Here is a 13,068-nt window from a genome sequence, read left to right as displayed (position 1 = left end):
AGGGATATCCCTGCCAAGCCCCTCCTTTCGGTTCCTGAAATCTTTCGTCCATGGCTCACACGCTCCAACACAGCAGGTACACCGTGACTGCTTCCTTCATCCTGCTCTGTGCGTTGATAAGCGCTTGTGGCGGAGGGGGCGGGGACGCCGGCGGCGACACCAACAGCAGCACTTCGGCAGAAAGCTCCAAAGTTGCAGCTGCGCCGGTTGACACAGTTGCCAGCGTACCGGAGACCGTCACCATGCCAACCGCTGTCGGCATGAATTCAATCGACGGAGCTACGGATGCAGTGATTGCCACATCACTGGGCACGGTTACCCTTGCTGAGCCAGCGGCATCCACCGTGACCGACAGCACAGGCGCGACTTCGATCGCATCGACGCAGGAGACAAGCGCACCCCTGGAGCAGGTGGCCGCGCTGCAAGCATCGCAGCCAGAGTCTGTGTCGTCGGCCCAAGCTGTCGTGACTGCACTGACCACACTGGATGGATCGGGCATTCGCACCCGGAACGCGGCCGGATGCACCCCAGGTGTCTACAGCGACTTCATCGATGGAAACACCTGGAATAACCGTCGCCTCTTGCCACGCGACTGTCTGAAGGTTGCAAGCAATCCGCCGGTGTTTTCCTGGCGCCAACCGAACGACAAGGATGCGTTGTCACCATGGACGCTCTCGGTTCGCAATCGGAAAACCGGCGTGGCCGCGCTGAGCGCGTCGCCCAACACACCGCGCTTGATGCCGAACCAGGCACTGCCGGCCGGCGACTATGAATGGACGGTCTCCTACACAAACAAGTCCGGCAAGCTGGTGGCCAGCAGTGCGCGACGTTTCACGGTCGAAGCGACAACCCCGGTCGTGGTCTTTCCGGCCGGCGTCACGGTGGCCGCGAAAGCCGCCGCGCGGGGACACCCCAGAGCACTGCCATCTGGCGCGACCTTCGCCGCCTTGAAGGCGTCGGCCCTGGCCGGCGACCTCGCCACTGGTTACAAGAACTTGATTGCCATGGCCGAAACGGCCGTCGTCACGCCGTTGCCTCAAGTCGCCGGACTTACAGGCTTCAGTTACGACTCTTTCACGATCACGTCCAAGGTCAGCATGGACGCGCTGCGCAAGACCTGCGATGCCGAGACTCGATATGTCGAAGCGCTGGCCTTCGCCTATCGCTTCACTGGAGATGTCCGATTCCGCGACGCGGGCATCACACGGGCATTGAATCTCGCCGGTTGGTCGCCCAGCGGCGTCACCAGCGAGAGCAATTTCGACTACGGCAATCGCGCCATCTATCTGGCGTTGGCAACAGCTCTGGACCTGTTCAAAGCCGACCTGACAGCCGTGCAGGTGCAGCAGATCGTGTCATCGCTGTCAGACCGCATTTCCCAAGCGATGGCCAGGTTTGACAGTCTCGATGCCAGCCCCTTTGATTCGCATGTTGACGTGCTTGTCTGGAACGTGCTGCAGGCGCTGATGCTGACTGCTGGTACTGAAGGTTTCACCAACAGTACTGCGTGGCTGGCCAAGACCTGGGACATCCTGCTTGGATCGGCAAACATGTGGGGCGCTGACGACGGTGGCTTCGGCAACGGTGTTGCCTACGCTTGGTATCGGATCGGACACCTTGCAGAAGCCATGGCAGCCACGCAAGCCGTGACCGGCCTGAATCTTGCCAAGCATCCGTCAGTCGCCAAGCTCGGCGACTTCTTGCTGGCGTTCACTGCACCGGGCGGAACGCATCGCAGCCCATTTGGCGATGACACGGAAACCACCACCCACTACACCAACTACGCCTTCAATCAGTTCCGGCTGTATGCCCAGCAAACTGGCACGCCAATCCACAACTGGTACTGGAAAGCAGGCGCCTCCACTGCGACGGCCAAGTACTACATGAGCCCCTGGTTGCTCATGCTTCAGGGTCTGGGTACAACGGTTTCGTCGGCGCCCGTAGATCGTTCTTGGGTCTTCGACGACGCTGGGGTTGCAGCCATCCATTCCGATACCTCGCGATCAGACCGCAGCAGCGTGGCCTTCCGTTCAAGCGAGTTCGGCGACTGGGCGCACTCCTTCGCAGATCAGAATTCCTTCACGCTGATTTCGAAGGGCAAAGATCTCCTGATCAGTTCGGGCTACTACCCCTATTGGCTGTCGCCCCACCATGCCGCAGTAACGCGCGCCACTCGCTACAAAAACGCTCTCACCTTTGATGGTGGGATTGGCCAGGCCGAGATCGCTAGCGGCGTGCCCAAGCTACCCGGATCACCGGTGCAATCACGCGACGCCCGGGGCAAGTTGGTCAATCAAGCTGACACAGGTCTGTGGGCCGTTGCCACTGGCGACGCCACCCTCGCGTATCGCAGCTATGACCCATCAACTTACGCCTGGACAGCCTTGCTGAAGAGCGCTGTGCGCACCGTGGCCTACAACCGAAGCAGCCGAGTTCTGGTGGTGTACGACTATGCCAAGAGTGACTCGGCGCGGCGCTGGGAATTGAACTTTCACGCCCCCGCCAGCTTTGCGAGCGGCACCGGTGGTTCCGTGAGCGTAGTCAATGGCGCCTCTTCGGCTTGCATCGCAGTTTACGGTCCAGCCGGGAGCTTTGCCCTGTCCAAGGGTTTCGACATTGCACCGGAGAACGGCGCTGCCGATCAATACCATGCCCGCTTTGCCGTCACCACCAGAAGCAACGAACTCGTCGCCGTCACGGTGATCCGGGAAGACTGCTCCGCAACACCCGTGAAGGTCACCTTCACGGGTGCTGCTGCAGTGTCTGTCAACATCAACAATGGCGTGGACGCCATCTTCGACGGCCGAAGCGTCACCGTGCCTTGAGTGATTACGGCAGTGCAGGCGCCAGAGCTACTGTGCTGAGTTCATCAATCAAGTGCTTGGTCTGCCGAATGTTCGCCCGACTCGACGCACCAAAGACAATGGACTCGATGCGCGGCTGACGGCAAACGTACTCGATGGCTTCGCGCGGCGAGATCGCGCCAGAAGCCAGCACCGACATCGCCACGGGCCGAAAGCGCCGCGTGGCGATTGTCTTTTCGTAAGCCTCGATGCCGCCGCACATGCGGAAGCCAATCTTGTTGATATTGGCGCAGACGATCGGGTTGTCGATGCCCAGCCGGTCCAGCACGTCAAGCAGCTTGGGCACGTTCATCGTGATGTAGCCCGGCTCGGCGCCGTACTTCTCGCGCACATGATCGTGAAAGATGCGGAAGCACTCGTCGAACTTCAAGCCCAGCAGCAGATCAGTGATGACGTTCTGGATAAAGACCACCGGGGTCTTCAGACCGTGGAACATCTTCATCTCAGCATCAATCAGCAACTGCATGATCGTGGCCACGTCCTTGTTGGCCAGGGCGACCCCACCCTTGAGCATGGCGCCCACCGCCCCGTCCTGTGGCAGGAACATGCGCAACGCGTCGATCATGCCGTGCTCGGTGACGGCGTTCGCGTACTTGTGTGCATAGGGCATGCACGGGTAGAACTGGTAATCGGGGTATTTGTCCTGGTTGGCCCTGAAGTGATCGCAGATTTGCGCCACGCGGTCATGCGTGGTGCACATGAAGGTCCTGATGCCTTCCTGGTAAGCCGCATCGAGCACATCGATGATCGCCTGCAGGTCCTGGAAGCGCATTTGCTGCGCACGGGCCTTTTCCTCCGACATGTGGTTCACGCCGAAGAACTGGTTGTCGCCAAAGAGAACGCGGTCCATCGCAATGCTTTCGAGATTCAGATATGGATACGTGGAAGCGGCGGCGATCAGTTGAACAACCGACCCAGCAGGCCCTTGGGTTGCGGCGCGCTGGAGGTAACGCCAGAGCCTCCTGCCACAGCCTGGCTCTCGGCCAGGATCATGCTCACCACACGGTCAGCTTGAAGCGCTGAGCGGAACGAGTTCTCCCCGTCCAGCCGGCGCTGCTTGCAGCTCTGGACGAAGTAGTCGATCTGTGCCGAATATTCTTCCCCGCGCAGATAGAACCACACCTCCTGCGTCAGATCGGTGGTGTAGCGCACCGACCAACCGGCAGGCACGCCGGGCAGCGCGTCGCTGGGCTCGCGCAGATAGATCTGGCACTCCTGCCGATCAGCGGTCACTCGCCCCTTGGTACCCCACACCGACACCTTGGTGCTCATCTTTCGGAAGCTCTCGTCGCTCCAGTTCACGCAAAGCTGGCCGCTGGCGCCGTTGGCGTAGTGCAGCGAGCAATACACCTCGTCCTCCACGTCACGTGAGAACACACCGTGGCGCACTACGCCGCTCACCGACGCCGGCACCCCGGCAACGAAATTCACCAGATCGATGGCGTGGCAGGCGTAGTCGTACAAAGCACCACCGCCCTCGTTCTTGGCCGAGCGCCAGGTGCCACCCTTGGCACGCAGCACCACCGGTCCGTAAGCCTCGGCACGCACGTGGTGGATCTCACCCAGCGCGCCACTGCGCGCCACGCGCGCGGCTTCCTGGAAGGCGCCCACGAACCGGTAGTGGTAGCCCACCTGCGTGACCAGTTGCTTGCTGGCGGCCAGTTGAACCAGTTGCTCTCCATCTGCTACGTCCAGCACGAAGGGCTTCTCGCAAAAGACATGCAGATTCCGTTCCAGCGCCTTCTTTACCATGCCGGCGTGCAATTTGCTGGGCGTGGAAACCACCACGGCATCCAATTGCTCATTGGCCAGCATTTCATCCAGATCTGCGTAGCATTTCAGCCCGGTGTACTTGTTCAGCACATCGGTCAGGTATGCCATGGTGTCGCAAGCCGCAACCAGTTCCACCTCGGGATGCGCGCGAACAATCGATACGTGTGAGAGGCCCATCTTTCCCAGGCCGATCATTCCTACCCTGATCATTTCGTCAATTCCTTTCACAATCCAAAAAAAGTTTCCAGGCTAGCCGGCCCGGAGAATCTCGTTGCGCACTTGCTGATAGGCCATCTTGCCCTTTTCCAGCAATGCGCGATTGACAGCACGCTTGCCTGACACCCTAAGGAACTCCAGGGTCTCGTTCGCCGTCAGGTTGGGCCGGTGCTCGAAAGCGCGCTCGGCCAGAAGAAAGCGATCCACGTCCAGCAACTCATCCTGGTAGACCGAGATGGTGGGAACACCCAAGACCGCCATCTCCCGCGTCATGGTGCCGCCCGCACCGATGAACAGATCACAGGCGGGCGCAATATCGGCAATGTCAAGCGCGGTATCGATGATGGTGATGCCGTCGAAGCGCGCATCTCGGTAGTGGCGACCCTGGTCCTTGCCGCGCGGCAACAGTACCACCTGCGCTTCATGCTTGATGCCAAGCAGCAAATCGTCCATGAAATTTCGGTCGCCACGGTAGTACTGTGCTGTCCATGGCTCTGGCCGCACATAAACCACCGGCCGCGCAGTGCGCTGCGCTGCGGGCTGGCCCTTGGCATCCAGCTTGTCTTGCAAGCGCCAAAGATAAATGCCCTCCTTGACCCCAGGATAGCGCCTCACCTTTCTCAGGTTGGCCAATTGCCGGCGCAGGTTGGCATCGGACAGGAACTCAGGAACCATGATGGTTCCCGCCGCCAGAAATGACGGCACATTACCCAGGGCATGCTCGTTGTCGTTCATGTAGATCGAGCGCACACCCAGCAATTTGGCCACCACGGGCGAGTGGAACGAACTTTGCGAGACAGCCACGTCAATGCGCTGCGGGCGCAGCCAGCGCGCCAGTTGCATCACGCGGATTGGGTAACCCATCACCTTGTGCGAGAACTTAGCGCCGTAGTGTTCACCCACGACCTCATACCGAAAGCCATGCAAATCAAGCAGATCGATCGTGTTGGCCAACGGCCTGCAACTGATCACCACTTCATGCCCGCTGGCCTCAAGGTCGCGGATCAGGTGTGCAAACAGATTGATGTGCGGTGAGTTGGAGAGGTCAAACCAGACTTTCACTTCGCATTCCCGTGTATATCAAGTGGCACGACCCGCGTCGTCAAAACAGTCCCCGGAGCAAGCGTGGCCGCTATGACAATAACTTCAGCAGGTCGCTTTGAATAAAAGCGCTCAGAAGCCCAGCCTTGCGGCGGATCTTCCTGGCCCACGATCACACTCGAACACTCAACAGGGCCGTCGATTGACAACTCCAGAGTGTGCCCCTCAAAGCGCAGTTGCCAACTCATCGAGCGGTTGCCATCGGTAACTGTGCATTGAGTGCCCACGTGCCAATGAAGCTTGACGTGATGCGACTCACGGCATTCCAGCCAATCCTGAACCTCTAGGCTGCCCGCAGCGTCCATGCGAACACGCCGGTGGTGCATGACCGGGTCGCGCAACCGTCGGAAGCCGTCATGGCAGGCATGGACTTCCTGAACTTCGCCCTGTCCCGTAGAAACCACGGTGCAATGAACGTCGCGAAGCCAGAGAAAGCTTGACCCATACACCGATTGATCTTCACCATCAATGGTCAACGTGTTGTGGGCAGCGGTACTTCTGAAAAACCGCCGCCACTCCGGCGACGCGTTGTAGCAGTAGGTTCCGGAATCGCGCAAAACTGGCGTCCCACCTACTGACAGGATCAACGAAAGGGCGTCAGCGTGGGCGTGCCCACCCACCTTGTTGTAGCCGAGCGGTCCGCAGTCGAATACAGCCCGCGCTTCACCGCGTTCATGCAGTTGCGCCCCGAGGATGACGTAGCCCCCCTCCAGAAAGTGCCGAGGAAGTTCCGTCCGGCTTGGCGTCCCCCCCCCCGATGCCCGGCCACAGGCTCCCGGTGGCAGCCAAGCGGCCACGTCCTCCGGGCTGACGCCGAGGCTGGCACACTTGCTTTCAATGATTGGATCAGACGTCAGTCTTGACGCCAGAGCGAGCATCTCCAGCCAACTGCTGGCCGAAGTTGGGCGCAAAGACCATACATCGCCGTCATCGGAGTCGCCATAGGTGGGCACGTTGCCCACGCAGTCGGTTTGCGCGGCCAGGTAGACCAGGGCTGCCTGCAGCCGTTCCCAGAACGCGCCGCTGAAGTCGTCGCCGTTCACCAAACCGACCAGACCTGCAGCGATCAGGAACTGCAAACTGAACTTGTGATATGAAAGCGCCTGCTCCCGGTTGACTCCGTCAGCCGCAAATTGCTTGAGGGCCTCGGTCTCGAGAATTCGCTTTGCAGCCTTACGCTTGTCACGCACATCCTGCCAGCAATCCCAGGTGTGAGAGGCAACAAAGACACCGGCTGCCTCACCGATCAGGTGGTTGTCGGCCGATGAGTAGAACGAATAGTTGTCAGCAGCGAAGTGCACGTGCTGATAGATGCACTTCAACCACGTTTGCAGTCGCACGCGCCCCGTCTCGCGCTGGAAGATGCGCGATGTATCGCCACCTATAACATGCCAAACGATGCTCCAGTTGATCAGGCGAATGCCATGTTCCACTGGTGATGCCCAATTCGGCCCCACGGGGTACGGATTGGCGATGATCCAACTGTCGATATTCGCGGCCAGGCGATCCAACGCGGCTTCGTCCTGCGCCATGGCCCAGTCCATGGCCAGTTCAACCCACCACGCGTGGCGATTAATCTCCCAGAGAAACTTGATATCCAGTCCTGGCAGGTGGCGGAAGTCGATATCCAACCCAAACTTCGCAGGCACCTGCAGTCCGCTCACCGGATCAGCGGTCCAATCAGGCAAGCCATCGTTCAACCGCACGGGATGCCCATAGATGAGCAACTCCTGCGCGTTTGCAAGCCCGCTGGACTTCGCGTCGGCCCGCTGTGTTTTCAGCGCAAGCACATCCACCCATGCATTGCCGAAGCGGCTATCTCCACTCATTGGTGGTGGCCGTTGGGCAGATCCGATGCCATGGCGCCGAAGGTTCGCACGCAACACGCTGGCAACGCGGAATGGCACCTCCTGCCAATACATGCGGCTCATTCGCCTGAAAAGCCAGGTCATGCGGGTCAGCATGACACTCGATCGATCACTCACGTCCGTTCCCTGTCATCGGCGCCAAGCTGCCGGCGCTCCAAGCCCGCAACAGGCATCGGATCGCCGTTCAGCAATGCGGCATGGATGGCTCTCAATTGCTTGATGACCACCGCTGCGGCAAATGTTTGATCAACCCTGACTGCTGCCGCCGCGCCCATGGCAGCACGCTCGTTCGCATTCGAAAGAAGACGTGCAATCGCATCCGACAACTGGTTGATCTGACCCGGCTCGATCAGCAGGCCCTGAACTCCGTCATCGATCATTTCGGGAATGCCGCCCACGCGGCTGGCCACCACAGGCACGCCGTACGCCATGGCCTCCAGAATGCCCATGGGAACGCCTTCGTGGTACGAGGGCAGTAGCAAGAGTGCCGCTGACGCCAGTAGTGCCGATTTTTGGTCGCCCTCGACCCATCCGAGCAACTGCACGCTGCCCTGCAATCCCAGGCGATCCACCGCATCGCGCACAGGAGCGGCATCACCGTCGCCGCCCACGCGCAGCATGAAATCGAGACCATTGCGCCTCACCAAAGACAGCGCCTCCAGCAAGTCAAAGATGCCTTTGGTCTGCACCATGCGGCCGAGGAACAGCAGGTTGGCCTGTCCAGGAGCCGCTGTGGCGCCTTGGAGATGGTTCACGCAGACCGGGTTGTAGAGCCGAATGATTGCCGGGTGCCGAACAATCGACTTGATCTGTGCCTTCCAACTGTCGGACAGCACGATGACAGCATCGGCGCGTGAAAAGACATGCCGGATCATCCAGCGCCGCAGCGGACCACACTCATTGCGATAGAAGTCCATGAATCCGCCGCTGTGCAAATGAAGCACCGTCTTGCAGCCTGATGTCTTGGCCAGCAACAAAAGCACGCTCTTGCGCAGAAAGCTGCCACGCCACGAGGTATGGGCATGCACGGCATGCACCTGGCCAGCGAGCAAGAGACGCAACGTGGTGAAGACGGCACCCACATAGCGCATCAGCTTGGCGCGCGCCGTGCCATCGCCCGTGGTAGCCAGATAGACCACGCCGCCGTCGGCGAACAAGCCGGCTTGCGCGTAGGCCGACACCACGGCCGAAATGCCACCACGCGCCGTGGGGTCTGGGCCGAGCATCAGGATCATGCGCCGCGCCCGCCCCGCTGTTGAACAGGTCGCGCCGGGATACCCACCACCACGTCACCGGGCGCCACATCCTGCAGTACCACTGCATTGGCTCCGATCTTGGCCCGGTCTCCAACTCGCACGGGGCCGAGGATCTTTGCGCCTGAACCGATCTCGACGTCGTCCCCTATCACCGGCACCTGCGCATGACCGGATCGTCCGCCAATGGTCACGTTGGTGCCCACATTGACCCGCCGACCCAACACCGCCCGGCCATGTACCACGGTACCCAGACCGCTGTAACCAAATCTGGTCTGGGCTCCAATCTCGGTCGATGCCGGCAGCACCACGCCGAACACCACCCGGTTAAGTAGATACAGCAAGCGCGGCAGCAGCGGGACGGCATGCACATGCAACCAGTGTGCAAGCCTGTAGATAGGCATCATGCGTGTTCTCCAGACTGTGACTGCATAGCCTGTGCATAGCGCGCCCGTACCTGAGCAGCGAGAACCCGGTAGTCGCGGTGTGCCCGCACAAAGCCTGGGCCACGGGCAGCGGCAACCCAAGCGCCATGCAGATCGGAAGCGAGATCCACGATGCCTGCGGCCAGGGCCTGGGCCGTGCTCTCGCACAAACGCCCAGCACCGCTACTGCGAAGCAGCGCGGCCTGGTCGGGGTTGTCGTTGCCGACGCAGGGTATGGCCAGCGCCAAGTACTCGACGACCTTGGTCGGCGAGCAGGTATCAAGAAGTTCAGATCTCGGGAAGTTGGACACCGCTATATTCACGCCAGCCAGCAGGGGCATGGCCTCTTCTCGGGCCAGCCATCCAGTGATCCTCACGCTGTCGGCAACGCCACGCCGTGCGGCATAGCTCAGAATCTCCTGCGCATCGCGGGGTGAAGGGCCGTCGCCAATCAGCAGCAGCCTCGCGCCTGGGATGCTGAGCTGCACCAGCACCAAGGCGTCGATCAACTGGTCGAAGCCACGCACCAGCGACAACGTGCCCAGGTAGCCGATCACGAAATCCTGGCGCCATTCATCCAGGCGCCGCGGCACCACAGCCTGCGGATTCAGCACAGTGGTATCCACGCCCATCGGCACGGCCGAATGGGAGACCCCGCCATTTGTCTGGTCGTCCACCCAGCGGCCCATGGCCTCGCTCTGCACGAAAACATGCCGTGCCCGCGGCAGCAGCCAGCCGTACAGAAGGCGGCGCTCGACCACGCCCTTGGTCAGCACCGCCTTGGCCCTGAGTCTTGCGCGAAGCGTCTTGGCGGCGGCACCGTCTTTCCGGGCCTGGGCAATGCGCCCCTCAGACATCAGATAAGACATCCAGTACACGAAAGGCAGACGGAGCAGCACGCTGAAGACGAAGGCCAGCACGCCCGTCGGCACCATGTCGCGCACCTGGATGAGGTCATAACGGCCGCGGGAACGTGCCAGCAGGGCCAACACCAGGGCCACATAGCGCAATTCGCGAACCAGCCGGCTGCCTGAATCCTGTGGGTACGACACTGCCGCATAGCGCGAAGCATCCATCGGTGCGCCCGGTGGCATTCCGACAACGTGCGTCTGCACACCCAACTCAGCGAGCCGGGGACCAAACAGCGTGGACACATCCACCCGGAACGTGTCCACCGGTTCAGGTATGAAATACAGGATACGCACTGCGGGCTGCTGCATGGATGGCGTTCTGCTGGCGAACTGTGCAACCAAGCTCAGGGCATGGCCTGCCTGCGCATCACGCAGTCAAACTCGATGACCGCCAAGTCCTCCGTGCGCGTCACCGGGTACAACCCCGTGAGTTCAAAGCCCAGCTCGGAAAAAATGCCCAGCGCATCGGCCATGGCCGGCATGCCCTGGTAGATGGGCTTGACCGACACCTCCGACTGCAGACCCAGCACCCGGTCCAGCACCTGGCGGGCTCCCTTCAACACTTCGAGGTCAAAGCCCTGGGTGTCCAGTTTCAGGTAGACACGGGGGTTGGCCACACCTTCCACGCAGCGGTCGAACATGCGGTCCAGGGTCTCCACCTTCACACGCTCGGTGCGTGCCACAGCGGTCTCGGCCCCAAACTGCTGCCGGCTGAATTCACTGGCCGGCAGGAATGAGTTGAACACTGTGTGCTCGGCGATGTTGATGTCGAGCTCGCCTGGGCTGCTACCCAGCGCGCTGTCGAACACGCGCCAGTCACCCTGGCCCGACGCAGCCGGCCTGAGTTTTGCCAGCGCTTCGGATGTGGGTTCGAAGGAGACGATGCGCCCCTGGTAGCCCATGGCTCGAAGCCGCGTGCCGTATTCGCCATAGTGGCCGCCAACGTCGATGACGACGTTGATACCCAGCCGGCTAAACAGGCCATGCAGGTGTTCCGGCAGGGCATCGGGGGCTGCGAAATAGACATGCAGGCCCACGGCACGCAGTGCACGCTTGATGGTTGTCTTGAGCGACATGATGACTCCCTGTTCGATCCCAGTTTGTGCCTGGGTTGCCTAACGTGATTTGAGTAGACGCTTGAACTGATCGGCCTCGGCCGAGCTCAGGATGGGCAGCAGCCACGCCGCCGTTGCAGTAACCAGCAAGGCCACCACCGCGCCGATGGCCAACGGAACGGGCGGTGCCCATTGGGTGGGAAAGGGCAGCCACCGCAGAACGCCGTAAGTCAACACCCCATAGCCTGCCAGCCGCGCAAGGCTGACCGGTGGCAGCGACGTGAATGCCACGCCGTTGCGCCTGAACAAGACCCCAGCGCTCAGGCTGTAGGCCAGCTCGGCGGCCACCATCACTGCGGCGGCCAACCAGGCGCCGTGTACCGGTTGCCAGCGCAGCACCACTGCAATGGCCAGCGGGGTGAACAGCAGCGGCAGGCCGGCGCGCACGCAAATGTCCGCGCGACTAACGATGTTGGCCACCACATCAATGAAGCGGCGGTTGCTGCCAGGCACGTGCTGTACCAGCAGCAGCAGCAGCACGGGTCCCGCAGCCGCCATGCGCCCTTTGCTCAACGCTGCGCACAGTGCCTCGCCCAAGGCTGCCGCATAGGCCACGATGGGCATCAGGGCCAGCAGGCTCAGTTTCAGGATCAGGTGCACGCGTTGCATCAGCTGGGACACGCTGTGCTCTTGCACATAGCGCGCAACCAACGCGGGCCGGATCAATCCAATGAAGAACTCTGCCGGCAGGTAGCGACGGATCTGCTCGGAAAGGCCACGTGCAAAGCCGAACAGGGCGGCCGCGTCCACGCCGGCATAGCGGCTGACCACCAGGGTGATGACATGAGGGCTGTACACCAGCCACAGCACAGAGTTCAGGTAGCTGTAGCCCGCCAGATGTCGAGCGGCCCGCCACGTTGGCCGCGTCCAGTCAGCTCGGGCGGCCGGTCGCCGATGCTGCTGTCGCAGGTGCCAGGCCGCCAGGGCCAGAGCCACCGCCGCGGCCGACCCCGCGGCCGTCAATTCGTACCGCACCACATCGGCCAGGCCGGCGCCCGGATGCGCGGCGAGCAGACCCAGCATCACGACCAGGCGAATCAGTTGCACCACTTGGGCCTCGCCCTGACGTAGCAGCCCTGCCAGCACCTGATCGCGCATGATACGGGCCAACCCCTCAAGCACCAGCACCAGTGCAAACGCGGGCAGGTGTTCGGCCAGCGCGGGCGCCGCCATCCAACTGGCGATGAGCGACGCCAGCCCCCACAGCAACACAGCGCCCAGTGCTATCCCCGCCAGCTGGGCCGAGGCCAAGGCCGCGAGCAGACGGCTGGTGGCAACACCCGACGCGGCCACTCGATATTCGGGCAGCAGCCGGCCCATCAGCGCGTCCAGCCCGAATGCGCCCAAGCCGATGCCCAGTTCGACCACCGACAGGCCCAATGTGTAGACGCCATAGTCAGGCAACGCCAGCCGCCGCGCGACGGTGGCAAAGACCACCAGTGTCAACAATGCCGTGACCACACGCCCGACGGCGAAATAGAGGCCAGCACGCCTCAGCCGCTTTGCCGAGTACGGCGACTCCTGCATCGGTTCGCCCCTCAC

10 protein-coding genes are annotated in these 13,068 nt (G+C 61.6%); 1 reads left to right on the top strand and 9 read right to left on the bottom strand.

Going from position 1 to position 13,068, the window contains the following annotated elements:
• Positions 1-83 precede the first annotated feature (83 nt).
• Positions 84-2,825: a DUF4962 domain-containing protein gene (locus AACH10_RS07770; RefSeq protein WP_341409800.1), complete on the top strand. Its 2,742-nt coding sequence runs from the start codon at positions 84-86 to the stop codon at positions 2,823-2,825.
• Between the two features lie 4 nt (positions 2,826-2,829).
• Here the strand turns inward: AACH10_RS07770 and AACH10_RS07765 are convergent, their stop codons facing one another.
• The 9 genes from AACH10_RS07765 to AACH10_RS07725 are packed head-to-tail and all read right to left on the bottom strand — an operon-like array spanning position 2,830 to position 13,053.
• Positions 2,830-3,714, bottom strand: coding sequence for a hypothetical protein (locus AACH10_RS07765; RefSeq protein ID WP_341409799.1), 885 nt, complete (start codon positions 3,712-3,714; stop codon positions 2,830-2,832).
• Between the two features lie 47 nt (positions 3,715-3,761).
• On the bottom strand, positions 3,762-4,832 hold the full coding sequence (locus AACH10_RS07760; protein WP_341409798.1) for a Gfo/Idh/MocA family protein: 1,071 nt from the start codon (positions 4,830-4,832) through the stop codon (positions 3,762-3,764).
• 54 nt (positions 4,833-4,886) lie between these two features.
• Complete coding sequence (locus AACH10_RS07755; RefSeq protein ID WP_341409797.1) at positions 4,887-5,915, bottom strand: DUF354 domain-containing protein; 1,029 nt, start codon at positions 5,913-5,915, stop codon at positions 4,887-4,889.
• A complete protein-coding gene (locus tag AACH10_RS07750; protein WP_341409795.1) occupies positions 5,912-7,918 on the bottom strand; it encodes an alginate lyase family protein in 2,007 nt (668 codons plus the stop codon). Before AACH10_RS07750 ends, AACH10_RS07755 begins: the two co-directional genes overlap by 4 nt.
• Positions 7,919-7,935: 17 nt before the next feature.
• Positions 7,936-9,057: a glycosyltransferase family 4 protein gene (locus AACH10_RS07745; RefSeq protein WP_341409794.1), complete on the bottom strand. Its 1,122-nt coding sequence runs from the start codon at positions 9,055-9,057 to the stop codon at positions 7,936-7,938.
• A complete protein-coding gene (locus tag AACH10_RS07740) occupies positions 9,054-9,482 on the bottom strand; it encodes a serine O-acetyltransferase (RefSeq protein WP_341409793.1) in 429 nt (142 codons plus the stop codon). Before AACH10_RS07740 ends, AACH10_RS07745 begins: the two co-directional genes overlap by 4 nt.
• Entirely contained in the window at positions 9,479-10,720 is a 1,242-nt protein-coding gene (locus AACH10_RS07735; RefSeq protein ID WP_341409792.1) for a glycosyltransferase, read from the bottom strand. The genes AACH10_RS07740 and AACH10_RS07735 overlap by 4 nt, the downstream gene beginning before the upstream one ends.
• Before the next feature lie 35 nt (positions 10,721-10,755).
• Positions 10,756-11,487, bottom strand: a complete 732-nt coding sequence (locus AACH10_RS07730) for an FkbM family methyltransferase (RefSeq protein ID WP_341409791.1) — start codon at positions 11,485-11,487, stop codon at positions 10,756-10,758.
• Positions 11,488-11,526: 39 nt separating this feature from the next.
• On the bottom strand, positions 11,527-13,053 hold the full coding sequence (locus AACH10_RS07725; protein ID WP_341409790.1) for a lipopolysaccharide biosynthesis protein: 1,527 nt from the start codon (positions 13,051-13,053) through the stop codon (positions 11,527-11,529).
• Positions 13,054-13,068 lie beyond the last annotated feature (15 nt).

Origin of the sequence: Pseudaquabacterium inlustre (assembly GCF_038066595.1) — a bacterium.
Lineage (GTDB): Bacteria > Pseudomonadota > Gammaproteobacteria > Burkholderiales > Burkholderiaceae_C > Pseudaquabacterium > Pseudaquabacterium inlustre.
The sequence above is the reverse complement of the archived record's forward strand: the minus strand, read 5'-3'. Positions and strand labels throughout refer to the sequence as shown.